The sequence below is a fragment of the Thomasclavelia saccharogumia DSM 17460 genome (assembly GCF_000686665.1).
Lineage (GTDB): Bacteria > Bacillota_I > Bacilli_A > Erysipelotrichales > Coprobacillaceae > Thomasclavelia > Thomasclavelia saccharogumia.
In genome coordinates this window covers 1-25,922 of the sequence record NZ_JMLH01000044.1, presented here as the reverse complement: position 1 = coordinate 25,922, position 25,922 = coordinate 1, and the positions used below count along the sequence as shown (strand labels likewise).

23 protein-coding genes and 1 pseudogene are annotated in these 25,922 nt (G+C 28.1%); 23 read left to right on the top strand and 1 reads right to left on the bottom strand.

Annotated elements, in window-relative coordinates:
- Positions 1 to 573: pseudogene (locus BR82_RS0110110) on the top strand (FIVAR domain-containing protein); the annotation flags it as partial.
- Positions 574 to 652: 79 nt separating this feature from the next.
- Here the strand turns inward: BR82_RS0110110 and BR82_RS0110105 are convergent.
- Complete coding sequence (locus BR82_RS0110105; RefSeq protein ID WP_027090094.1) at positions 653 to 1,600, bottom strand: magnesium transporter CorA family protein; 948 nt, start codon at positions 1,598 to 1,600, stop codon at positions 653 to 655.
- Positions 1,601 to 1,897: 297 nt separating this feature from the next.
- Here BR82_RS0110105 and BR82_RS0110100 point away from each other — a divergent pair, with 297 nt between their 5' ends.
- The 22 genes from BR82_RS0110100 to tagD all read left to right on the top strand — a co-directional run bounded on the left by BR82_RS0110100 (position 1,898) and on the right by tagD (position 25,915).
- A complete protein-coding gene (locus BR82_RS0110100; RefSeq protein ID WP_027090093.1) occupies positions 1,898 to 2,830 on the top strand; it encodes an AAA family ATPase in 933 nt (310 codons plus the stop codon).
- A gap of 173 nt (positions 2,831 to 3,003) precedes the next feature.
- Complete coding sequence (locus BR82_RS0110095; RefSeq protein ID WP_240474546.1) at positions 3,004 to 3,741, top strand: DUF58 domain-containing protein; 738 nt, start codon at positions 3,004 to 3,006, stop codon at positions 3,739 to 3,741.
- Complete coding sequence (locus tag BR82_RS0110090; RefSeq protein WP_027090091.1) at positions 3,738 to 5,774, top strand: transglutaminase domain-containing protein; 2,037 nt, start codon at positions 3,738 to 3,740, stop codon at positions 5,772 to 5,774. Before BR82_RS0110095 ends, BR82_RS0110090 begins: the two co-directional genes overlap by 4 nt.
- Positions 5,775 to 6,164: 390 nt before the next feature.
- Positions 6,165 to 7,148: an ABC transporter substrate-binding protein gene (locus tag BR82_RS0110085; RefSeq protein ID WP_027090090.1), complete on the top strand. Its 984-nt coding sequence runs from the start codon at positions 6,165 to 6,167 to the stop codon at positions 7,146 to 7,148.
- 10 nt (positions 7,149 to 7,158) lie between these two features.
- Positions 7,159 to 8,037, top strand: a complete 879-nt coding sequence (locus tag BR82_RS0110080; RefSeq protein ID WP_027090089.1) for an ABC transporter permease — start codon at positions 7,159 to 7,161, stop codon at positions 8,035 to 8,037.
- The gene (locus BR82_RS0110075; protein ID WP_027090088.1) at positions 8,031 to 8,816 is read left to right on the top strand and encodes an ABC transporter ATP-binding protein; all 786 of its coding nucleotides are present in this window, start codon (positions 8,031 to 8,033) and stop codon (positions 8,814 to 8,816) included. Before BR82_RS0110080 ends, BR82_RS0110075 begins: the two co-directional genes overlap by 7 nt.
- Positions 8,817 to 9,465: 649 nt before the next feature.
- Positions 9,466 to 10,233 (top strand): MurR/RpiR family transcriptional regulator, encoded by a 768-nt coding sequence (locus tag BR82_RS0110070; protein WP_027090087.1) that lies wholly within the window; start codon positions 9,466 to 9,468, stop codon positions 10,231 to 10,233.
- Positions 10,230 to 10,991, top strand: a complete 762-nt coding sequence (locus BR82_RS0110065) for a MurR/RpiR family transcriptional regulator (RefSeq protein WP_027090086.1) — start codon at positions 10,230 to 10,232, stop codon at positions 10,989 to 10,991. Before BR82_RS0110070 ends, BR82_RS0110065 begins: the two co-directional genes overlap by 4 nt.
- Positions 10,992 to 11,364: 373 nt before the next feature.
- Positions 11,365 to 11,889: a hypothetical protein gene (locus BR82_RS16400; RefSeq protein WP_051592811.1), complete on the top strand. Its 525-nt coding sequence runs from the start codon at positions 11,365 to 11,367 to the stop codon at positions 11,887 to 11,889.
- Positions 11,885 to 12,484 carry a PglD-related sugar-binding protein gene (locus BR82_RS0110055; protein WP_335324206.1) on the top strand — a complete coding sequence of 200 codons (600 nt, stop codon included), beginning with the start codon at positions 11,885 to 11,887 and terminating at the stop codon, positions 12,482 to 12,484. Before BR82_RS16400 ends, BR82_RS0110055 begins: the two co-directional genes overlap by 5 nt.
- A gap of 2 nt (positions 12,485 to 12,486) precedes the next feature.
- Positions 12,487 to 13,101 (top strand): sugar transferase, encoded by a 615-nt coding sequence (locus BR82_RS0110050; protein WP_027090084.1) that lies wholly within the window; start codon positions 12,487 to 12,489, stop codon positions 13,099 to 13,101.
- Positions 13,098 to 14,297, top strand: coding sequence for a glycosyltransferase family 4 protein (locus tag BR82_RS0110045; protein ID WP_027090083.1), 1,200 nt, complete (start codon positions 13,098 to 13,100; stop codon positions 14,295 to 14,297). Before BR82_RS0110050 ends, BR82_RS0110045 begins: the two co-directional genes overlap by 4 nt.
- The gene (locus BR82_RS0110040; protein ID WP_027090082.1) at positions 14,294 to 15,337 is read left to right on the top strand and encodes a nucleoside-diphosphate sugar epimerase/dehydratase; all 1,044 of its coding nucleotides are present in this window, start codon (positions 14,294 to 14,296) and stop codon (positions 15,335 to 15,337) included. The genes BR82_RS0110045 and BR82_RS0110040 overlap by 4 nt, the downstream gene beginning before the upstream one ends.
- Positions 15,337 to 16,494: a glycosyltransferase gene (locus BR82_RS0110035; RefSeq protein ID WP_027090081.1), complete on the top strand. Its 1,158-nt coding sequence runs from the start codon at positions 15,337 to 15,339 to the stop codon at positions 16,492 to 16,494. Before BR82_RS0110040 ends, BR82_RS0110035 begins: the two co-directional genes overlap by 1 nt.
- Positions 16,495 to 16,631: 137 nt before the next feature.
- Positions 16,632 to 17,777: a glycosyltransferase family 4 protein gene (locus BR82_RS0110030; RefSeq protein WP_027090080.1), complete on the top strand. Its 1,146-nt coding sequence runs from the start codon at positions 16,632 to 16,634 to the stop codon at positions 17,775 to 17,777.
- A gap of 65 nt (positions 17,778 to 17,842) precedes the next feature.
- Positions 17,843 to 19,231 carry an O-antigen polymerase gene (locus BR82_RS0110025; protein WP_027090079.1) on the top strand — a complete coding sequence of 463 codons (1,389 nt, stop codon included), beginning with the start codon at positions 17,843 to 17,845 and terminating at the stop codon, positions 19,229 to 19,231.
- A 20-nt stretch (positions 19,232 to 19,251) separates the two neighbouring features.
- Positions 19,252 to 20,520 (top strand): glycosyltransferase family 4 protein, encoded by a 1,269-nt coding sequence (locus BR82_RS0110020; protein WP_027090078.1) that lies wholly within the window; start codon positions 19,252 to 19,254, stop codon positions 20,518 to 20,520.
- Positions 20,513 to 21,964, top strand: coding sequence for a flippase (locus BR82_RS0110015; RefSeq protein WP_027090077.1), 1,452 nt, complete (start codon positions 20,513 to 20,515; stop codon positions 21,962 to 21,964). Before BR82_RS0110020 ends, BR82_RS0110015 begins: the two co-directional genes overlap by 8 nt.
- A gap of 62 nt (positions 21,965 to 22,026) precedes the next feature.
- Positions 22,027 to 23,073 carry a mannose-1-phosphate guanylyltransferase gene (locus tag BR82_RS0110010; RefSeq protein ID WP_027090076.1) on the top strand — a complete coding sequence of 349 codons (1,047 nt, stop codon included), beginning with the start codon at positions 22,027 to 22,029 and terminating at the stop codon, positions 23,071 to 23,073.
- Positions 23,073 to 24,671, top strand: coding sequence for a phospho-sugar mutase (locus BR82_RS15635; protein WP_147590240.1), 1,599 nt, complete (start codon positions 23,073 to 23,075; stop codon positions 24,669 to 24,671). Before BR82_RS0110010 ends, BR82_RS15635 begins: the two co-directional genes overlap by 1 nt.
- A complete protein-coding gene (locus BR82_RS17065; protein WP_027090075.1) occupies positions 24,661 to 25,512 on the top strand; it encodes a LicD family protein in 852 nt (283 codons plus the stop codon). Before BR82_RS15635 ends, BR82_RS17065 begins: the two co-directional genes overlap by 11 nt.
- A gap of 13 nt (positions 25,513 to 25,525) precedes the next feature.
- Positions 25,526 to 25,915 carry a glycerol-3-phosphate cytidylyltransferase gene (gene tagD / locus BR82_RS0109995; protein WP_027090074.1) on the top strand — a complete coding sequence of 130 codons (390 nt, stop codon included), beginning with the start codon at positions 25,526 to 25,528 and terminating at the stop codon, positions 25,913 to 25,915.
- Positions 25,916 to 25,922 lie beyond the last annotated feature (7 nt).

Genomic DNA, 25,922 nt, shown 5'->3' with positions numbered 1-25,922 from the left:
TTAAATAACTTAACAGAAGCAATTGGAAACTTAATCTTAAGAGCTGATAAAACAAGATTACAAACACAATATGATAAGTTAGACAGCTTAGATAAGAGCCTATATACAGAAGCAAGTGTAGCTAAATTGGTTGAACCAATGGCAAATGCCAAAGCAGTATTAGATGATCCAGATGCAACCCAAGCAGAAGTCGATAATGCATATGCAGAGTTAATAAGAGCAGAATTATCATTAAGATTGATTCCAAATAAGGATCTATTACAAGACTTAATTAATAAAGCAAATGGATTAAATGCTGCAAATTACAGTGCTAAGACATGGAATGTAATGCAAGATGCCTTAGATAAAGCAATGGCTGTATTAGATGATCCAGAAGCAAGTCAGGCAGAAGTTGATAACGCTAAAGATGTTTTAGCAAAAGCAATTGCGGGATTGGAAACAAGTAATTCAGTCAAAGCCGGTGATACAACAGCAAGTGTCGCTACTGGAGATAATGGATTAATTGGTATTTATGCAAGTTTATCAGTTTTAGCAGCTGCAGGATTAGGATTATTAAGAAAAAAAGAAAATTAATGATTAAAAGGGAATTACATCAATAATTCCCTTTTATTATGAAATAAAAAAAGAATCAAATTGTGATTCTTTATTACTTTTAATGAAACATATCTTTTTTTATAAATATAATTGTCGCAATAATACAAGCAATAATAGCGATTAAAGTTGGAAACCGCCAGTGAGCGATAGGCAAGCCAGTAACATTCATTCCATAAAAACTAAAAATAATGTTGGGAATGGACATTACGATCGTAATAACCGTTAATACTTTCATAACAATATTTAAATTGTTGGAAATAACGGAAGCAAAAGCATCCATAGTTCCTGAAAGAATATTAGAATAGATATTACACATCTCTATTGCCTGCTTAATTTCGATTAACACATCTTCTAATAAATCTTGATCTTCATCATATAATTTAATGATTTTACCACGCATAATTTTATTTAAAGTAATTTCATCAGTTTTTAAAGAAGTAGAGAAATAAACTAATGATTTTTCTAATCCTAACATTTGAATTAATTCTTTATTTTGCATCGATTTATGTAGACTCTGTTCTGTATGGGAAGAAATTCGATCGATTTGACGTAAATATATTAAATAACGCTGAGAAATTCTAAGTAATAATAGTAATAAAAATCTTGTTTTTAAATGAGTGTTGATACCCTTAACTTTTCCTTGCGCCATATCATCAATATTTAGATTCTCATATAGAGATATTGTTACGATGAGTCCTTTCATAATTATAATACCTAAAGGTAATGTTGTATATTGAAGCATATTTTTATCATAACCTTCAGCATTTTCATCAGCGCTAGGATAATCAATGATGACTAATCTTTGATTATAATCTTCATCATAATCAATATGTGAACTTTCTTCAGGGTCCAATGATGATTTAATGAATTCTGGTAAAACACCGATTTTTTCGGTTAAAAAATTTTTTTCTTCTTCACTAGGAGCAACAACATTGATCCAGCATCCTAATTCGGGAGCATCGATTTTTTTTGTTACTGTTCCATATGTTTTGTAATATTCTAACATCTTAGCCTCCATCTCAGGAGACTAATTAATTATGTCTCCTGTATTTTTATTATTTAATTGTTTGATATATACCTGCTCGGGCTCAGGGGACATAATAACACCTTCTTTCAACTTCCATATTATACCATAAATTAAAATAGTTTTCTAAAAAATAATTAAATTTTTGGTAAATATTTTTGTCATTTATTTTAACTGAAAAAAATTAATATAAATTAATAAATATTACACAGAAACTACACGACTTTATGATAAAATAAAATAGCAATAATATTTTAATAATAATAAAGGAGCAGCTTTATGAATGATAAATTAGAACTTTTAATTAAAGAAGTCAAAAAGGCCGTTTTAGGAAAAGATGAAGTTATAAAAAAAGTAGTAATAGCTATTCTAGCTCAAGGACATATTTTATTGGAAGATATTCCTGGAGTTGGAAAAACAAATTTAGCAGTAGCTTTTACCAAAGCTTTATCTTTAAACTATCAGCGAGTGCAGTTGACCTCAGATGTACTGCCAAGCGATCTATTAGGTTATTCAACTTTTGACTTTGATAAAAAAGAAATGAATTTTAAAAAAGGTCCGCTTTTTACAAATATATTTTTAGCTGATGAAATTAATCGTACTTCTAGTAAAACACAGTCAGCTTTATTGCAAGTTATGGAAGAAGGAAATATTAGTGTTGATGGTAATACATATCCTGTTAATAAACCTTTTGTTGTTATTGCAACACAAAATCCTTTTGGAAGTGCTGGGACACAAATGCTGCCAGATTCACAGCTGGATCGTTTTATGATGCGTTTATCAATTGGTTATCCTGATGAAGTAAGTGAGATTGAAATTTTAAATCGTAAGAAAAATGAAAATCCCCTTGATAAAATTAACGCTGTTTTAACGCCGGAAGAATTAATTTTAATGCAGGAAGAAATAAAAAATGTTTATGTTGAGGAAAGTTTGGTTCGATACATCGTTCAAATTGTCCAACAGACGCGTGAACATGAAAAAATTGAGCAGGGAGCTTCACCACGAGCTTCGATTGCTTTATTAAAAGCGGCTCAAGCGACTGCATATTTGTATGGTCGTGATTATGTAATTGTTGAAGATATTAATGAGAATTTATACGAAGTACTTAATCACCGAATCTTTTTTATTCCTGGTATGAAAAAAAATCGTAAGGCTTTTCAGATTATAATGGAAGAAATCATGATAAGGATTTCGCCAGTTACATATAAGTGATTATGTTTCGATATCGTTTAATTTATTTATTGTTGATGGGATTTGGTGTATTTTTTTATTTCACTTTTATAGGTTATTTTTCTTATTACTTTTTATTAGTGGTTTTGCTCTTACCGATTATTTCCTTAATTTATTTATTATTAGCTTGGAAATTTATAAAATTAGAATTTAAAGTGAATAAAGGAATCGTTAGACAAAATGAACAAGTTAAAATATTTGTAAAGCGTGATGGTCTTGGTTTAGGGGCAATCAAGTTTAAGATCGATAATAAAAAGTATTTTTTAAGAGGTAATAATGAGGATCTTGATTTGGTATTTTTGCATTGTGGTGGTAGAAATTTGGTAATCAAGGAATATTATCAGTATGATAGTTTAAATTTATTTTGTTTAAAAAAACGTTGTAATTATCAAATACCGATAACGATCTATCCTAAGAAAACAGATTTTAATTTTGAAATATATCAAAGATTTTTACCAAAATATGGACAAGAAGCGTATACGGTTAATCAAAAAGGTAGTGATCCTACAGAAATATATGATGTTCATAAATATCAAGAAGGAGATTTGTTGAAAAATATTCATTGGAAACTAAGTGCTAAATATGATGCTCTCTTAGTTAAAGAAAATGCTTTGACTGTAAGTGAAATCGTTAATATATATTGTATATTTGATAGTGATGATAGTCACAATGATTTAGTTTTTAGTTATCTTGAAGGCTTTTGTAAATATTTATTGAGTAAAAAACTTGATTTTATCCTTTCAAATAAAGAAATTACAAATTATCAGGAATATGAAGAAAGATTTGAATATTTGTTATGGCATAAAGATTATGATACGACAGCTATGAAACGTAATTATGAATTTGTTATTAATTATCATGGTATTAAAAGAATAGAAGGTGATCGACGATGAAACTGTTGATTTATATTTTGGGAATTATTGGTTCGACTGGATCACTGATTTATTCGTTTAATTTTAATGCTAGACCACACTTGATTTTTGTTTTTTGTATGATGGCAGGTTTGTTTATTTATTTTGGTTATATGCATATAAAAAATAAAAATAAATTTATCGTGAGTGGACTGATTTTTGAAGGTGTGCTATTGATTCTTCCTAAAACGATAACTTGTTTTTCATATTTAGTTTCTGTTGTCGTGCATAAGTATCGGGAAGTTTCAGTTTATCGATTAAGTTATCAAAGTATGGTAAATTATTTTGATGATCCCTTTGCATGTATTTGTGCGTTTTTGTTATTGTTTATTCCTATGTATTTTTTAGCTTCGATAGCAATTGATAAAAATAAACACTTTTTAGCGATATTTGCTTTATTGCCAGGGGTATTTATTGAATTATTATTCACGATTACGCCACCATGGTATTTTATTGGCAGTTATCTACTATATTTTTTAGTTCTGTTTATTAGTGGATTACAAAAAGGAAACAAGATAAAAATAGCTGTAATTGGGCTTTGTTTATTTTCGATGACTTTTACATATTTAGTTTTTTCACCACATACATATCAGGTTTCACCAATAAGTTTATTCAATAATGCTAAAACGCCATTAACTACAGCTGGAGGAAGTTTTAAAAAAGAATATGATATAAAAGAACAAGGGAATCGTTATTATCGTAATTCGATAGATTTTGTTATTGAAGGAGCTAGTGAATTAACGGATTTTAAAATCCGGGGAATTAGTTATAATCAGTATGATAATGGTAAATGGAGTATTGTTGATGATGAGCGAACTTATATTGACTGGGTTTATCGAAATTTAGAGATAATTAATAAAGTAACAAAAGCATCAATTCAAAATATTAGAATTGAACAGTTAAGTGGATATACATATCGTAATTATGCACCATATTATTTTTCAAATGATAATTTAACTTATTATGGTAATTATTTCATGGGTGAAAATCCAGAAACATATGAAATGATCGTCCCAAACAACGATTTCAATGAGTTGTTATTAAGTGCAGATAGTGGCGCAAAAAATGAAAAACTTCAAGAGATAGCCGCTAGGAATGGAACATTAGATGATATAAAAAATATGCAGACTTATCGTTATCAAAATAAAGATATTTTAACAGCAGTATCTGATGAAGATGCTAAAATTATTGATCAGTTTTTATTAGAAAATAATATTGTTTATAATGGTGATGTCTATAATTTGATCGATCAATGTAAAAATGCTTTGGCAAACCAAACTAGATATACACTTACACCTGGTGATTTACCTGATGGTAAAAATTATTTGAATTATTTTTTAAATGAACACAAACAAGGATATTGTATTCATTATGCTTCAGCATTAGCTCTAATGTTGAGAAGAAATGGAATAGCTGCTCGATTTGTTTTAGGATATCAGTCTGATGGCAGTAAAGATGCTGATGGTAAGTTGATCATTAGAGATCGTAATGAGCATGCCTGGGTTGAAATTTTCGATGATTATTTAGGCTGGATTCCTATTGAGGCAATTGGGGCAGGAGTAATAAGTCAAGTTGATGAAACATCTCCTGTTACTGATAATGATCAAAATGATAATCAGACTACACCAATTTTACCTAATCAAGAGCAAGAGGAAATTAATACAGAAACTGAATCGACAATAGTGATACCATTTTATGTGTATTTTTTAGGATTTTTCATAATTGGATTAGCTGTAATTGTTTTACAAGCAGTGATTAGACGAAAAAGAAGGTTTAAAGATGCAAAAAATAATAATCAATTAGTATGTTTTTATTGTCATTATTTAAGTAAGCTAAATGGGGATCTTTCTGGAATTAAAAAAATTGGTGATAAAGCTCGTTTTTCACCTCATGAAGTTACAGATGAAGAATTAGAATTTGTTGCAAATTATTATTTTAAGCAGCTTAAAATAATATATAAAAAAGCAAATATTTTAAAAAAAGTATATATTAAATTTATTTTAGCTTATTTATAGTTTAGTAGCGATAAAAGAATATGATTGACAAATTATTTAGGGTATGATACATTTAATACATATATAAACTATTGATTGGGAGATAAAACATTGAACGTACTTGTAGAGAGTCTAGGATGGTGAAAGCTAGATAGTGATGCGACTTTGGTAAATGGACCCATGAAGGCAAAGGGGAAAAATGATTTTGAGTATCTTTTGACGGTTAGCTTACGTTATCAAGCTAAAATGTGATAGCATTTATTTTAACCATAAGGTGGCAAAGCAGATTAATTATGACATCTGTCCTTTTAGGACAGATGTTTTTTGTTTAAAGGGGACAAGTATGAAGCTAGATAAACAATGGTGTAAGTGCAATTAAGATGAAAAAATAAAGAAAAGGGGAAAAGAAAAATGAAAGTAAGTAAATTATTTAAAATGATGGCAGTATCAGCTTTAACATTAGGAACATTAACAGGGTGTGGTGGTAAAAGTGATGAAGCGATAAAGGAAGTAGCAATTATTCAGTATGTGGAACATACATCTTTAGATACGATCAAAAAAGCTTTTGATAAACAAATGGAGGAATTAGGATATAAACAAGGAGAAAATATTAATTATACATTTAAGAATGCACAAGGTGATGCTAATACAGCACCATCGATCATTCAAGGGTTTCAATCAGAAAAGAAGGACTGCGTAGTAGCAATAGCAACACCGGTTGCAATGTCAGCAGCAGTTATGGCTAAAGATACTCCAGTTGTCTTTGCGGCAGTGACAGATCCGATTTCTGCGGGACTAACTTCTTCACTTGAAAAACCTGACAAGAATATTACCGGAACAAGTGATGAGATTCAAGTTGAACAGATTTTGGAAAAGGCTTTAGAAGTTGATCCTGATTTGAAGACATTAGGAGTAATTTATAATAAGGGTGAAGTTAATTCAGTTACTAATATTGAAAAAGCTAAAGCTTTTTGTGAGAAAAATAATATTTCTATCGTGGAAGGGACAATTACTGCAGTTAATGAAGTGCAAAGTGCAATTGATGTTCTAGCGAGTAAAAGTGATGCTATTTTCGCACCTAATGATAATATGGTAGCTAGTGCGATGGATATGGTATCAACTGCTTGTACTAAAGCTAAAGTACCTTTATATGTTGGTGCTGATTCAATGGTTCAAGATGGTGGTTTTTTAAGTGTAGGAATCAATTATGATGATTTAGGTAAAGAAACTGCTAATATGGTTGATAAGATCTTAAAGGGTGAAAAAGTAGAAAATATACCAGTTAAAGTATTCAAAGAAGATTTAAGTATTTATGTAAATAAAAAGGTATTAGACGAGTTAGGTATCACTTTACCTGATAGTATTAAAAATGATAAAGCATATGTAGAAATGTAGAGGAAATTGTATGAGTCAGACGGTTATTTTAGGGGCGTTAGAATTAGGGGGGATTTTTGCTGTTCTCTCTTTGGGGTTGTATATTAGTTATAAAGTATTGAATATACCTGATTTAACAGTTGATGGAAGTTTTACTTTAGGAACTGCAGTAAGCGCAATGTTTACAATTAATGCGATGCCATATCTTGGAATCTTAGCTTCATTTTTAATTGGTGCTGTTGCGGGAATGGTAACAGGATTATTGATTACAAAGTTAAAAATAATGCCTTTATTATCAGGAATTTTGACAATGACAGGATTATATTCGATTAATCTTGCAATCATGAATGATACACCAACGATTTCGTTGTTTGATCAAACGACTATTTTTAGTGGTTTAAATGAAGTTACAGTATACGGAAAACTTATCATTATTTATATTATTGTCGTTTTGATAGTAATAATATTAGATCTATTTTTAAGAACGCAGTTAGGCCTTTCTCTACGCGCTTGTGGTGATAATGAAGATATGGTTAGAGCAAGTTCGATTGATACTGATAAAATGAAAGTATTGGGATTAGCTATTGCAAATGGTTTTGTAGCTATGAGTGGTGCAATTTTTGCTCAGCATCAAAGTTTTGCCGATGTAAATAGTGGAATTGGAATGATGGTTATTGGGCTTGCTAGTATTATTGTAGGAATGACGTTTATTAAAAAAGAAAAGATTATTTTTCAATTAATTGCCGTTGTTTTTGGAGCTATTTTTTATCGTGGAGTTTTGACGGTTGCTTTACAGTTAGGGTTACCATCAGGATATTTAAAATTATTGTCAGCAGTGCTTGTTATCATTGCTATTGCTTCAACAAATGGAGCTTTTAAAAGTAAGAAGAGGAGAAGAAAATCATGTTAGAACTTAAAAACCTATCTGTTATTTTTAATGAAGGCACTGTTAATGAAAAAGTAGCTCTTGCTAATGTTGATCTAACATTGAATTCTGGTGATTTTGTAACTATTATTGGCAGCAATGGGGCTGGAAAGTCAACATTATTTCAAGCAATCTCAGGAGCTGTAGAAACTAAAACGGGAACAATTTTATTAAATGATCAAGATATAACTTTTGAACCTGAGTATAAACGTTCTCGAGTAATCGGAAGATTGTTTCAAGATCCGTTAAAGGGAACAGCACCAAATATGACAATTGAAGAAAATTTACATTTATCTAATCAGCGTGGTAAACATTTTAGTCTAAGCTTAATGTCACATCGTCATCGAGAGAAGTTTAAAGAAGCGTTAAAAGAATTAGATCTAGGCTTAGAAAACCGTTTAGATACTAAAGTGGGTTTATTGTCAGGAGGACAAAGACAGGCACTTACTTTATTGATGGCAACATTAGTAACTCCTAATTTGCTTTTATTGGATGAACATACTGCAGCATTGGATCCTAAGACAGCACATAAAGTGTTAGAATTATCAAAAAAGATAGTAGATGAACATAAGATTACTACTTTAATGATTACTCATAATATGGAGGATGCTTTAAAGTACGGGAATAAAACAATGATTATGAAAGATGGACGAATTATTGCTTTGATTGAAGGAAAAGAAAGAGAGGAAATGACGGTAGAGGGTTTGATTCATCTTTATTCAACTTCTTCTAATGAATATACTGATCGTGTATTATTAAAATAATTTAGGAAATATTTTTGAGAAGATGTTATTATTTATTGATGATTTGTATAAAAAATAAGTGTTATGAAAAAGTGCTTTAATGTAAACTTTTTGAAGTTTCTAAAGCGCTTTTGTTTTTGATCCTGATATATTGCAATAACGTTAAAATTTTAATATCTGATTATTAAAGTACGCAAATATAAGTTGAAATTATTTGAGTTATTTACATGGCAGTTTTTTATTGGTGAATAGTTATAAAAGTTGGAAAAGTAAATAGTTTTTCTATTTTCAAACGAATAAAAATATGATAATATATTATCGTCGTAGATTTCCCTGTTCCAAACACTTAAAAATTTGAGATCTACGACTTTTTATATGTCAATTTATAATATGCATATATTTAAACAATGTTTTATTTTTAGTACCATTAGATAATAAAGTTAAAGAACTTGAAAAACGAAGAATTATAGGGAAATTGATTTTATATAATTTTGATGAAGGAATATATAGAAAATAAAATTATAATAGCAAATTGTTAAAAGAGATAGAATTGTCATTTGATCTAGGAAATGTTCCTAGATTTTTTTAAAAATATTTTCAATTCATATAATTTAATCAAGATAAAGTTATGCTATAATGGTATTTATAGTAGACGGAGGGGAAGCTTTTAATGTATATAATTGGAAAGTTGTATCAATTAAGAAATAACTCAGCTTATGATGAAATAGATTATATTATAGCGAATTATTTAATAAAAAACTTAGATAAAATTGATCAAATATCATTAAAGAAAATTATTAAAGATATAGCTGTTTCCAAATCAACGATTACACGATTTTGCCAAGAAGCAGGATTTGATGGTTATTTATCATTAAAGAATGAATTAAGTATTGAGGCAAACGAGAATTTTCAAAAATTGCATTATAATAAGTCTATAAATTTAAAAGATTATCAAGAAATCAAAGATAAGTATTTTCAAGAATGTTTTCGCTTTATAACTAATAAACAGCTAACAGATATTGTTAAAATGATAATGTCAAGTAAATGTATTGTTTTATATGGAGATATTTTTTATTGCTCATTATTTTTATCCTTATCTCATTATGTAAATAATTTGTATATTCCTAATTTATGGTCATTACAGAAACAAGAAAAATGCCTTGATAATTTAACAGCAGAAGACCTACTAATTATTGTATCAGTACATCATAGTTACTTTAGTTTTAAAGAAATGGCGATGTTAAAGACAACAGTTCCTAAAAATCTTTTTATGCATCAGGCAAAGCAATTATTTATCGGTAGTATGGGGGCTTCTAGTTATGATAAGACGGTTTGCTTGTCTTTAGTACAAACAAGATATAACTTTTTATATCAAGAAATTATTTTAGAGATAATTAATAAAATAATTATTCAAATAAATCGAGAGGTGATTAAATGAATTCTTTATTTAGTATGTGGCTATTGATTTTGAATAATGCTCTTGTTGAAGATGCAACATATAATATTGCACAATATTTTATTGTTAACTATAAAAATTTAGACAAAATTTCTATTTCTAAAGTAGCAAGTGATTGTTTAACTTCTCCAGCAACTATTAATAAATTTTGCCGCCAAATTGGTTTTCAATCATATCAGGATTTAAAAAGTCAAGTTAAATATTTTTATCAAATTAGGATGAAGCAAATGGAACATCGCTTTGAAATTATGGATGATCAAAAATTATTAAATTATTTAGATACAGACGCTAAAAAAGAATTCCAAGAACAGATCGATCAAATAGCAAAACTTATTTATGAAGCTAAACAAGTTAGGCTTGTAGGTGCAACGTATCCTTTAGCTTTGGCACAAAATTTTCAAGAAGATTTAATTATGATGGGAAAATTAGTTTTTTTTCATCAATGCCTTTTATTTTGTGATGACGTATCATTTGTAGATGATGAATTAGTTATTATTGTTTCGCTTACTGGACGTATTTTTACGTATAATCAAAATTTGCTTAATAAAATTTTTAATAGTAAATGTAAAGTTATTTTAATATCACAAAATTTATGTTGTAATATTAATGATTTATCTATGTATCTTCAGCTGCCAGGTTTAAATGATAGTGAATTAGTTAATTTTAGTTTATTGGCTACATATTATATGATTAAAAACAGTTATTATCATAATTTTTATCATAATAATAGTTGTTTTTAATTGTTGAATTATAAAAATTTATTTTTAATGAATTAATGTAAAAAGTCCAAGAATAGGTTATTCTTGGATTATTTTTATGACAATTTTTAATTGCTATCGTATATTTTTGTTAAATTTCAATAAAATTAATTATTAAAATATAAATATTAGATTGCAAAAAGCGACATATTCCCTTATAATTCAATTAAAGTTTAAGCAAAAAGTCCAAGAATAACCTATTCTTGGATTATATTACTAAACTTTATAACAATATTTTTAATGAAGTAATCACTGACTAGCGCATGTTATGGAATTAAAATGATTATAAGACCCTGAGTGTAACTAAAAATATTACCTAGTTACATTGGGGTCTTATCGTCTTTTGGAGGAAATTATGCAAAACTTTTATGTTTTAGAAGTAAAGAGGGAAAGAGAGGAAGAGATATTAGATATTTTTAAATCCGATATGTTTAATGAATTGATATATAGGTGCTTTATTTTGAAAAGAAAACAGGCTCGAAAGTTTGGTTTAGAATGGAAGATATATGAGGTTGATATTCTTAAGGGAATGATTTTTTTTGAAATAAATGATATTGATTTATTTAAAGATAGGTTAAAAAAATGTAAAAGATTTTTTGAATTGAATGATCATCAATGTGTGAAGTTAAAAAGATTGAATGAAAATGATATATCTTTTATTAGGAAGTTTGAAAATGATTCAATGATAATAGCTCATTCAATTGGTGATATTTACAAAGACAATATCATTGTAAAAGAGGGACCGTTAAAGGGATTAGAGAATATGATTAGAAAGGTTGATCGTCATAAACGATTAGCCTTTTTAAAATATAAATTTTCTTTTAGCGACTATGATATATGTCTTGGTTTAGAAATAAAAAATAAGATAAGGGGAGATTAAGATAGAAAAATTATTAATTATAGGAGCAGGTGGTCATGGCAGATGCTGTTTAGATATCGCTAGAGAAACTTATGATCACATCGCTTTCCTTGATGATAATCTTATCAATAAAGTGATCAATGACTGTAAAGTCATTGGTTCTATTGATGATATGAAGCTGTTTTATCCCGATTATAAAGATATCTTTATTGCTGTTGGCAATAACAAACTTAGAAAACAGCTGATTGATAAGGCAGAAGAAATAGGTTATAACTTAATATCATTAATTTCAAAAAACAGTATCATCTCTAATTATGCTTCCATGGGTAAGGGGACAGTTGTTTTTCCTAATGCGGTCATTGAAGCTAATGTGACTATTGGTAATGGCTGTATCATTACAGCTAATACTATTGTCAATCATGATGCTATTATCGAAGATCATGTCCTTGTTTATTCCAATACTGTGATCAGACCTGATACGCTGATTGGTTCTTATTCACGTATCGGAAGTAACTGTACTGTTACTTTTGGTACTAAGATAAAGGCAAACAGTAATATCGATGATGGGATGACAGTAGGCAATGATGATGAATACTGTTTTGAAATGGGGGTATAGGAATGTATCGAAAAGGAATCAAAAGAGTCATTGATTTTATTTTGGCTTTAGGGGGACTTATCATTTTAAGTCCTGTTTTTATTATTCTGTGTCTCTGGATAAAACTTGATAGTAAAGGACCAGTTCTGTTTAAGCAGAAGAGGATAGGGATCAATAAAACATATTTCAATATCCTGAAGTTTAGAACGATGTACATAGATACACCTAAAGATATGCCGACACATATGTTAAAGGATCCAGATCAGTTTATTACGAAAGCAGGAAAGTTTTTAAGAAAGACATCACTGGATGAACTGCCCCAGATTATCAATATCCTAAAAGGAGAGATGGCAGTGATCGGACCAAGACCGGCATTATGGAATCAGGATGATCTGATAGAAGAAAGAGATAAATATCACGCCAATGAAGTAAGACCGGGACTAACAGGATGGGCGCAGATAAACGGTAGAGATGAACTGGAAATACCGGTAAAAGCGAGATTAGATGGAGAATACGTAGAACGTATCTCTTTTTTATTTGATCTAAAATGTTTCTTTGGAACGATAGCATCAGTATTAAAAAGTGATGGGGTAGTAGAAGGGGGAACAGGATCGATGAATGGGGAAAGTAAACGATGAAGATATTAGTGATTTCACAGTATTACTATCCTGAACCGTTTAAAATCCATGAAATTTGTGAGGAACTGATTAAAAGGGGGAATGAAGTAACAGTAATCACTGGAAGACCAAATTATCCTGATGGTGATTTGTTTCCCGGATATGATGATGCAGATAAAATGAAAGAAATTATTAATGGGGTAAATGTTATAAGAACTCATATTCCACTAAGAGGTCATGATTCTTTATCCCTGATAAGAAACTACCTTAGTTATCCTGGATACGCTAAAAGAGAGATAAAGAAACTGGATAAAGAATTTGATGCTGTGTTTGTATATCAGCTATCACCAGTTTTTATGCTAATTCCAGCACTATATTATAAAAAAAAATATGGAAAAAAAGTGTATGTCTATTGTTTAGACTTATGGCCGGAATCGTTAAAAGTCCTGCATTTAAAAGAAACGAATCCGGTGTTTAAAGTTTTGAAAATGATTTGCAATAAACTTTATAAACAGTGTGATTTTATCAGTGTCACATCACCTGCTTTCATTGAATATTTAAATGATGTCAATAAGGTGGAGATGAGCAGATTAAACTGTATCCCGCAGCATGGAGAAAAACTTTTTTTACAGGTCAGACCATATCAAAAACAGGATAAATTAAATATAACTTTTGCAGGAAATATAGGGAAAGCTCAGGATTTTGATTGTCTGGTCAGAGCAGTAGCTAAAGTACCTGACAGTTATTATTCTAGATTAAAGTTTACGATAATTGGCAGCGGTTCGTATGAAACGGAATTTAAACGGCAGATAGAAGAAAAGGAACTTGATGCTGTGTTTGATTTTGTAGGCAGAAAAAGAGTTGAAGAACTTATACCTTATTATAATGATACATCTTTATTTTTACTGTCTTTAGAAAAAGACAGTAATATTGGTAAAACTATTCCATCTAAGTTACAGACCTATATGGCTGCTGGCAGAGGTATTATTGGTTCAATTGATGGGACATCAGCTGATATTATTAATAATTCTGATGCCGGGATGGTTTGTAATGCCGGTAATGATAAAGAACTGGCAGAAATTATTATAAAGATGGCTGATGCAGATGATGATTTGATCAGTACATTAGCAAGAAATAGTCGTAACTATTTTTTGAATAATTTTACTATTAATAAATATGTTGATCAGATATTAAAAAAATTGGAGGAACTAGGATGAGTCAATTTAAAGATAAAACATTATTAATTACTGGAGGAACTGGTTCTTTCGGTAATGCTGTATTAAACAGATTTCTAGAAACCGATATCAAAGAAATCAGAGTCTTTTCTAGAGATGAATTAAAACAGGATAATATGAGACATGAATATCAGGCGAAATATCCTGATGTTTTTCATAAGCTTAAGTTTTATATCGGTGATGTCAGAGATATAAATTCTATCAAAAATGCTATGTATGGCGTTGATTATGTCTATCATGCGGCTGCTTTAAAACAGGTACCAAGCTGTGAATTCTTTCCTATCGAAGCAGTTAAAACTAATGTTCTGGGAACAGAAAATGTCTTAACTGCAGCAATAGAATGCAATGTTAAAAGAGTCGTTTGTTTAAGTACCGATAAAGCAGCTTATCCTGTAAATGCTATGGGAACAAGCAAGGCGATGATGGAAAAAGTAATCGTAGCTAAAAGCAGGACAGTAGATCCTAAGAAAACAAGTATCATGTGTACAAGATATGGAAATGTATTAGCATCAAGAGGCAGTGTAGTACCTCTTTTTATTAACCAGATAAAAGAGGGGAATGAATTAACAGTAACAGAACCAAGTATGACAAGATTCGTAATGACATTAGAAGAGGCAGTAGACTTAGTGTTATTTGCATTTAAAAATGGAGAAAGCGGTGATATCTTTGTGCAGAAAGCACCAGCATGTACGATCGAAGTACTGGCAAAAGCAGTGAAGGAATTATTCAAAGCAGATAATGAGATCAAAGTAATCGGGATCAGACATGGAGAGAAGATGTATGAGACATTGCTGACCGATGAAGAATGTGCCAATGCCATAGATATGGGCAATTTTTATCGGGTACCATGTGATAAAAGAGATCTAAACTATGATAAATATTTCTTTGAAGGACTACCAAAGACAAAATTACAGCAGTTCAATTCACACAATACAGAATTAATGGACGTAGAGGCAGTAAAGAATAAATTATTAGAAGTAAAGTTGGTAAGAGAAGAATTAGCAGAGTGGGAGAATAAGTAATGCCAAGGATATTATTTATAAATTCAGTCTGTAACGGTTCAACAGGAACGATATGTAAAAACTTATATAAAGCAGCCAAAGAAGCAGGACATGAATGCTGTATCGCATATGGAAGAGGAGAAGCACCTGAAGGGTTCAATACAATAAAAATAGGAAATCAGCTGGATATATATTTACATGTATTAAAAGCAAGACTGTTTGATGCTTCAGGTTTTGGAAGTAAACATTCAACAAAGAAGTTTATAAAAGAGATTGAAAAGTTTAAACCAGATATCATTCATTTACATAATATCCATGGATATTATGTAAATATCGAGATTTTATTTAAATATCTGAAAGAACATCCAGAAATAAAGAAAATATGGACATTGCATGACTGTTGGGCATTTACAGGACATTGTGCATATTATACTTATGCAAAATGTGATAAATGGAAAGCTGGATGTCAAGGACATTGTTTGAATAAAAACGAGTATCCACAAACAATATTTTCTAGAACTGATAAAAATTATTTAAGAAAAAAAGAATTATTTAATAATATAGATAATATGATTTTAGTTACACCAAGTAAATGGCTGAAAGGTGAAGTAAAAAAATCGTATTTAAATGACTATCAAATAACAGTAATAAATAATGGAGTAGATACTGAGATATTTAAATATACAAAATCCAATATTAAAGAAAGATATGGAATAAAAGATAGAAAAGTAATTCTTGGAGTTGCATCTGTATGGGATAAAAGAAAAGGATTAGATACTTTTATTGAGCTATCAAAACAGTTGCATAGTGAGTATCAAATTGTTTTGATTGGATTGAATGATAAACAAATCAGATCTTTACCAGCAAATATTATCGGAATTAATAGAACAGAAAATGTTCAAGAGTTGGTTGAATGGTATAGTGCTGCAGAAGTATATTTTAATCCAACGTTAGAAGATAATTATCCAACAACAAATTTAGAAGCAATAGCGTGTGGAACACCAGTCGTTACTTTTGATACAGGTGGAAGTCCTGAAGCTTGCATTTCTGAACATGTTGTATCAAATATGAATTATATTAATATTATTATTAATATATCAAAAAATAAACAAAGAAAATTAGATGTAAGTAAATTATTTATGGAAAAAAACTATTGCAAATTATACAAACAAGAATAGGAACGATTTATAAAAAAGGAAATATATTTTTATACTATAGATATTAAAATTTTTTGCAAAAATATTTATCAATTTTAGTATGTCTGATGATTCATTATTGCAAATTTTGAAAAATCAAAAAACAGAAGGAGGAAAAAATGAGAATAGTATTATATACTAATATTTTAACACCCTATAGAAAATATTTTTTTGATGCATTTTATGAGGAATGTAAAAAAAGAAACATAGAGTTCATTGTATTAGTAATGGCTGAATCAGAACCAAACAGAAATTGGAGTTATAGGGAATATGAAACAGAATATACTCAACTTCTAGTTAATAAAACTTTTAGTTTTAAAAATATATTTATTCATTATAATCCAGGATTAAAACAAAAACTAATTAAATTAAAACCAACGCATGTTGTATGTGCAGGTGGATATTTATGTCCTGGCATTAATAAAATTTTAAAATTAAAAGCAAAATTAAATTATCAAACTTATTTTTGGAGTGAATCTCATTTAAATGAAACTAGGGATTATTCTAATTTGAAAATAAAAATAAGAAATAAGATTAGAAAATATATCTATAGTAGATTTGATGGCTTTTGGTATGCTGGTAAAATGTCACTACAATTTATTGAAGAATATTCACTTAAAAATACAAAGAAAATTTTTGTTCCTAATGTAGTTGATAATAAAATATTTGATTATCATTTATATAATGATGTTGAAAAAAGTAATACACTTGAGAAGTATGAAATCAATAATAACAAACTTATTTTTATTTGTCCTGCTAGATTAACGTCAGTAAAAGGAATTGATAAATTTATGAATATTTTAAAAAATTATCCAAATAAAAATAATTTTTTATTTTTGTTAGCTGGAGATGGCGAATTGAAAGATTATATTGAAGAATTATCTAAAAAATATAATATTAATGTAAAAATTTTAGGTTATTTACCTCAAATAGAAATAGCTAAATTGTACAGGGTATCTAATTTTTTTTTAATGCCGTCTCTTTCAGATCCTAACCCTTTAACATGTGTAGAAGCATTATGGTCGGGATTGCCTTTATTAGTATCAAATCATGTAGGAAATTATCCTGAAATTATTGAAAGTGGAGAAAATGGTTTCGTTTTTGATTATAATCGAGTTGACATGATTTTTGATATTTTAGACACAATAAATAGTTTAGAAGATGACTGGTACAAAAATGCTAGAAAGATATCTTATGCTAAAGCACAAAATAATTACAAAGTAAAAAAATTAGTATCTAATATAATAGATGTGTTTTGTAGATGATTTTGATAATATTTGATATTAAGTTAAATTGTGTTGCTTTCTGTTAAAAATAAAGGAGGAGAAATGTGGTTAAAGTATCAAAACGATATATTACTAGTTTTTTAATATTGGTATTATCTACAATAATCTTAATAATAGTATATCCATTAAATGCTAATGTTCTATATAAAAATAATTATATTACATTATCAATATGTTTGATTTTGATTCTTCTATTATTAAATAGTGTATATATAAAAGGAAAATTAGATATTTTTGAGCCGTTAACTATTATTTCATTAATATATTTATTTATGTTTTTTATTACACCTATATATGATATTGTAACAAAAAATTATTATTGGTACGGATATAATTTATTTGACTATGGGATAAAATCTACTATTATTGCATTTATTGGATATATAGTTTTTTTTATTTTTTATAGAATTAATTTTTTACATTTTCGTTTTATTAAAAAAAATCATGATTTTTTTTATGAAAAAAATATAATATGGTTGATACTTTTGATATATTTCTTTAGCTTAGTCTGTAATGTATATTATATGATACAAAAAGGTGGATATGATCTAACATATTTATTAACATTAGGAATGTTAGGTAAATCAAATATAATTAATACAACAGAATCCTCGATTGGATATATATCTATGTTTTCTTATTGTTTACCTGCTGCAACTCTTTTGTATTGGGAATTTGGAAATAAAAAGATAGTTAAGTTAATATTATTTGTACCTATGGTAATTTTACAGGTGGCAAGAGGCTTTAGATTTTTTATAATACAAATTGCTATAACTTTTTTTGCATATTATTATGTAAAAAGAAATGAAAGGCCTAAATTGCGGACAATAGTTTTATTTCTGTGTTTATTGTTAATTCCAATTATCATAATGACGATGTTTAGAAGTGACATTAGAGCAGGAACAGGAATAAATTTTAATGTTATTAATTTAGATAGTGTAATTGAAGCTTTAGATGATGCATTTTGGGGTAATTTTAGAATATATAGAAATTATTACGGTATTATTGGAAATATTCCTAATAAGTATCCATACATGTTTTTTGAACAGATTTTTTTTGGAACACTTTCGATGGTTATACCAAGAGCTATTTGGCCAAATAAGCCAAGTGGTTTTGGGGTTGGTTTAGATAAGATAATAGGAAGTAATCTTGCAAATACAGGACAAGCATATCCTGGATTAGGAGAGTATTATTACTCTTTTGGTTTTATAGGAATATGTTTTTTTATGGCAATTTATGCAATATGGATGAAAAAAGTTAAAAAGAAGATGATGAATTATAATATATCAGGTATAGATGTTATTGAGTTTTCAATTTTGCTTGGTACTAATTTACAATTATTAATAAGGGGTTATACTCCTAGTAATTTTTGGTATATTATTTTCTCATTATTACCAGTTTATATAATTAGATTTTATCTGAAAATTAGATAAATATGAAGGGAGTTTAGTTAATGCAATATAAGGTATTAGTTGCACATCCTGGTCGACAACATTCGTTTAGGGTAGCAAGTGCATTAAAAAAAGAAAATTTATTATTCCAATATTTAACAACGGTTTATTATAAGGACAAATTAAATTGGACACATATTGTTTCATTCTTTCTAAAAGGAGATAGCCTTAATCGAGCAAAAAAAAGAAGATGTATTGATTTACAAGACAGTGATGTTACACAGTTTAAAGAATTTTTAGGTGTAATATTACTTTTTATACAAAGAATAGATAAAAAGAGATATTTTACCAATAAATTAAATAACTATATTTCAAAAAGTTTTCAAATAAAAGTGGCAAAATATGCAATAAAAAATAATGTTGATGCGGTAATTTCATATGATACAAATTCAAATTATATGTTTGATTATTTAATAAAATATGCACCTAATATAATTAGAATTATAGATGATGCTCATCCAAATAGAAACTTTTTGTATAAAATTTATCAAGAAAAAATGGAGTCTGCAGGTGAATTTCGAAAAACATTTGAAGCTTGTGGATATATTTTAAATAAGAATATTGCTGATAAATATGGAATTGAATCAAAAAAAGCGCATTATCATATTGTTGCCTCATCATTTTCTGCTGAGTCAGTAAAGTATAACGGTTTTAAAAACCAATCGATATTTAGAATACCTTATGGTGTAAATAGAAATGATTTTATGTCTAGCGAAAAGAATTATAATAAACTTAATTTATTATTTGTAGGTGAAGTTAATCAACGAAAAGGTATTCGTCAAATTCTAGATAGTGCTAAAGTTGTTGCAAATAAAGATGTTATTTATCATATCGTTGGAACGGGTGCAGAATATCACAAAGAATTATATAAACCATATGATAAATATGTTAATTTTTATGGTAGGGTGCCATTTGAATTATTGCAAGATTTATTTTCTAAAAGCAGTATATTTATTTTTCCATCAATGGGAGAAGGATTTGGTTTAGTAGTACTTGAAGCACTTTCTGCTGGATTACCAGTAATAGTTAGTAAAAATTGTTGTGGTGCCGATATAATAAAGGATGGATTTAATGGGTTTGTAATTGAAGCTGGTGATACTAAAGAATTAATTAATAAGATAAATTGGTTTATTAAAAATAAAGAAAAGCTACCTGAAATGAGTAGAAATGCAATAAAAACGGCTAAATTTTACACTTGGGAAAAATATGAAAAAGGAATATGTATTGCAGTAAGAGAGATGATAGAAAACAAAGGAAGTTACAATGAATAAATTAGTAAAAAATTATATTTATAATTTGATTTATCAAATTTTTGTAATTATTGTTCCTATCATTACTGCACCTTATTTAGCAAGAACTTTAGGACCAGCTAAGTTAGGAATTTATAGTTATTTAAATTCTACTACAACAATTATTTCCACAGTGAGTTTGTTAGGAATATATACATATGGTAATAGACAAATCGCATATTTTCGAGATAATGAGGTGAATATAAATGAAAATTTTTGGGAAATAATGATTTCCAGATTACTTTTAGGAATTTTTGGTACAATCATATATTTTATTTGGGGATATTTTAGTAAGTATTTTAAATACTATATATTATACTATCCTTTTATTTTAGCTAATTTTATTGATTGTTCATGGTTATTTGTAGGAATGGAAGATATGAAACCTGCGGTTATAAAAAACTTTTTTGCAAAATTAGCTAGTGTAATTGGGATTTTTCTATTTATTAAAAATTCTTCTGATTTATATATCTATATACTTATTTTATCTATTTCAACATTTATTGCTAACTTATCTGTATATTTTCAGATAAAAAAATATGTATCAAAGCCTAAAATACATATTACTCTAAAAAAAATTAATACCCATATAAAGGGATCTCTTATATTGTTTCTTCCCCAGGTTGCATCATTAATATATTTACAAATTGGGAAAGTAATGATCGAATGGATTACTAATGATGCAGCTAATCTCTCATATTATGATCAAGCTGAAAAAATAATTACAATACCACTTACTATTATAACAGTATTGAATACAGTTATAATGCCTAGAATTGCAAATGAATTTAAAAATGGGAAAAAGAAAAAAATAGAACAATTGTTAATTAATACAGCTAAATTTACAATGTTTTTAGCATGCCCTTTGATGATTGGAATCATGTCTTTAGCTGATAAATTTATACCATGGTATTTAGGAAATGATTTTTTAGCATGTATAACTATAATATATATTTTAGCGCCTATGATTATTACAAATTCCTTAGTTGGTATTTCTGGTACACAATATTTTACAGCAACTAATCAAATAAACATTTTAGTAAAATCATATAGTATTGCGGCCATATTGAATATTGTTTTAAATATAATTTTTATATCACTATATTCTTTTGTTGGTGCAGCAATTTCAACTGTTATTTCAAGTTTGATTTTAACGATTATACAATATTATTATTTGAATAAACAAATAATAATTAGTCCAATTTTATATGAATCAAAAAAATATTTAATTTTTTCTATTGTTATGGGAATAGTAATTTATTTTGTAAGTAAAAATATGTTAGCAACACCTGTTACTACGATTATTCAGATTGTAATAGGAGTTTTTGTTTACTTTACTTTGATAATTTTATCAAAAGATAAAACATTTAAACAATTATTAAGTTTTTTAATATCTAATAAAAAAAATAATGGTAATAAAAAATAGTATAAAATCTATACCATTAAAATTATTTAGACAGATAAAATTGAATGAGAATGGAGGTATATATGTTAACTGCATTGATAATGGCGGGTGGAAAAGGCACAAGATTTTGGCCAATATCTACTGAAGATAAACCAAAACAATTTTTAAATTTAATTGATAATAAAACTATGCTTCAAGCAACGATAGAAAGGTTAGAAGATTTAATAAATATAGATCATATATTCGTTTGTACAGGAGTACAATACATTAGTATTATTAAAGAACAATTACCTAATTTACCAGAAAAAAATATTATAATTGAACCAACAGGAAAAAATACGGCACCATGCATTTTATTAAGCCTATTGTATATCAAACAAATTTATATGGATGCCAATGTTGTTGTACTCCCAAGTGACCATAAAATAAATAATAAAAAAGAATTTTTAAAAATTTTGTCAGTAGCTAATAAGTTTGTAGATGATACCTTTGAATCAATAGTGACTATTGGAATAGAGCCAAATAGACCGGAAACAGGTTATGGGTATATCAATTTTTCTGATAATATCGAAAAAATTGATAATTATCAAATAAAAAAGGTACGTTGTTTTGTAGAAAAACCAAATTTAAATATAGCTAAAGAATATCTTGATAAAGGTACATATTTATGGAATGCCGGCATGTTCGTTTTTAACTGCAAATTTATGATTGAAGAGTTTAAAAGATTATCTAATCAAATGTATCAAATACTTTCTACTCTACCGGCCATTGAAGATGAAAATTATATGGAGGTGTTAGAAAAAAAATACTCTTTATGTGAATCTATATCAATAGATTATGCGATTATGGAAAAATCAAAACATATTTTTGTTATACCAGGTGATTTTGGATGGGATGATATTGGATCATGGAAGGCACTTGAAAGATATATAAAAAAAGATGAAAATAACAATATTTTTAAAGGTAAAGTAAATAATTTTAATTCAAAAAATAATATTGCTTATAGTACAAAAAAAGAAATTATATTATTGGATATAAATGAATTATTTGTTATAGAAGCGGATGATAAGATTGTAGTTGGTAAAAAGGGAAGCATATCTAAAGTATATGAATTGAGGGATAATAAGTAATGGATTACATGAAAGAATTTAATAGGTGGCTCGAACAAGGAATTATGAAGGAAGAGCTATTATCTTTAGATAATAAAGAGATTGAGGAATGTTTTTATAAGGAGCTGTCTTTTGGAACTGGAGGAATTAGAGCTATTATGAATCCAGGGCCAAATAAATTGAATATATATACAATTAGAAAAAATACAGAGGGTTATGCAAGGTATGTTAATGATCAAAATGGGAAAGCTGTTGTTATTGCATATGATAATAGGCATAACTCTGATAAATTCGCTTTAGAGGCGGCAAAGGTATTATCTTCTCATGGCATAATGGTGTATTTATTCGATACGTTAAGACCAACGCCAGAATTATCCTTTGCAGTGCGTTATTTAAAAGCTTTTGGTGGAATTGTAATTACAGCAAGTCATAATCCACCTGAATATAATGGATATAAAATATATGATAAATATGGGTGTCAGTGCGTTTTAAGAGATACTGATAAAATTGAAAAATATATTAAAGGTGTAGAGGACTTATTATCTATTGAAGTAAATCCTAATAATGATTTAATAAAATATATTGGAGAAAATGTTGATAATGCTTATTATAAAGTTTTAGAAACAGTACAAGAAAGACCATTATTGGATAAAAAAATAAAAATTGTTTATACCCCATTACATGGAACAGGTAATATTCCTATAAAAATAATGTTAAAAAATTTAGGTTATGATTATAGTGTTGTTAAAGAACAATGCGATCCTGATCCAAATTTTAGTAACGTTAAATCACTAAATCCAGAAAATAGAGAGTCATTTGATAAAGCAATAGAATTAGCTAAAAAAGAAAATGCAGATATAATAATTGTAACTGATCCAGATTGTGATCGTCTAGGAATAATGATTAAACATAAGGGAAATTATGAATATTTGACTGGAAATCAAATTGGTGCAATATTATTAGAATATCTTTTATCAACAAAAAAAGAAAAAGGAACAATACCAGATAATGGTATAGTATTTAATACAATTGTTACAAGTGATTTAGGAAGCATGGTTTGTAAAAAATATGGGGTTGAAGTAGAATCAACATTAACAGGTTTTAAGTTTATTGGTGATAAAATTAGAGAATATGAAGGGAAAAAGGAATTTTTATTTGGTTATGAGGAAAGTAATGGGTATATGGTCAAGGATTTTACGAGAGACAAAGATGCAATACAAAGTACTATTTTAGCATGTGAAGCATGCAATTATTATAAAAGCAGAGGTAAGACTTTAATGGATGTTTTAAATGATATTTATGATGAAAATGGTTATATTCTAGATATTCAGGAAAATGAGACTTTGCCTGGAATTGAAGGAGCAAGAAAAATGGAGGAGATTATTAATAGTTTTCGATATAATGATATTCATGAGATTGAAGGCAAAAAGGTTATTGCAAAGGAAGATTATAAATTATCATTAAGATACGATCAAAATGGTGAATCACCTTTAACATTACCTAAATCAAATGTTATAAAATTTTTTTTAGAAGATGGTTCTTGGATAGTTGTGAGACCATCAGGAAATGAGCCAAAAATAAAATATTATAAAAATATGAGGGTTGACTATGAGCGATGATATATATAGTGACTGTGAATTAAAAACAATTCAACGATTAGAATATGAACTTTTATTAGATGTTAAAAAAATTTGTGAAAAAGAAAATATTGAGTATTTTCTTATTGGTGGAACAGCATTGGGTTCAATACGACATAGTGGATTTATTCCATGGGATGATGATATTGATATTGGAATGACAAGAGAAAATTACGAAAAGTTTTTACGATTAGCACCATCTAATCTAACAGATAAATACGAGCTGCAAACTCCAGATAGTGGAGACAATATTCCATATTTTTATACTAAAATTAGAATTAATAATACTATATTTATGGAATATTGTAATAGGAATATAAATATACATCATGGTATTTATATTGATGTATTTCCGTTTGATATTGTACCAGATGATGATGTTGAATATGAAAAGATGTTTAAAAAATTTCAATCATTGATTAGAGTGTTTTCGTTACGCCAAATTCCTGATATTGCTATAAAACCTAGTAACTGTATTCAAAAACTTAAGTCGCTTATTAGAAAATTGGCTCATATATTTGTAAAGTTAATTCCTCTTAGTTTTTTGAAAAATAGATTATATAATGTGGCAACAAAATATAATAATAGTAATTATAATTCATATTGTTGTTTAAATTTCCCTGAATTTAAAACTGAATTTATAAGAAAAGAAGATTTATATCCATTAGAAATGTATAAATTTGAAAATGATTATTTCCCAATTCCTAAAAACTGGGATATGTATTTAAAAACTCACTATGGAGATTATATGAAATTGCCAAAAGAATCTGATAGGGTGGGACATAGACCTTACAAAGTTTTTTTTAATGAAAAGGGTATATAAAGTGGTGAAGATAATGAAGAAGGTTATTACATATGGAACATTTGATTTATTTCATGTAGGGCATTTGAATCTTATTAAAAGAGCAAAAGCGTTGGGAGATTATTTGATTGTAGCAGTAAGTTCAGATGCGTTTAATGCACAAAAAGGGAAAAAAGCATATCATAGTGATCAAGATCGTAAAACGATTCTTGAGGCCATTAGATATGTTGATGAAGTTATTTTTGAAGAATCATGGGATCAAAAAATCAAGGATGTAAAGGAACATGATGTTGATATTTTTGTCATGGGCGATGATTGGAAAGGGAAATTTGATTTTTTAAAAGATTATTGTGAAGTAGTATATTTACCTCGTACAGAAGGTATTTCGACTACAAAAATTAAAAATGATTTATATAAATATTAGAAAAGAG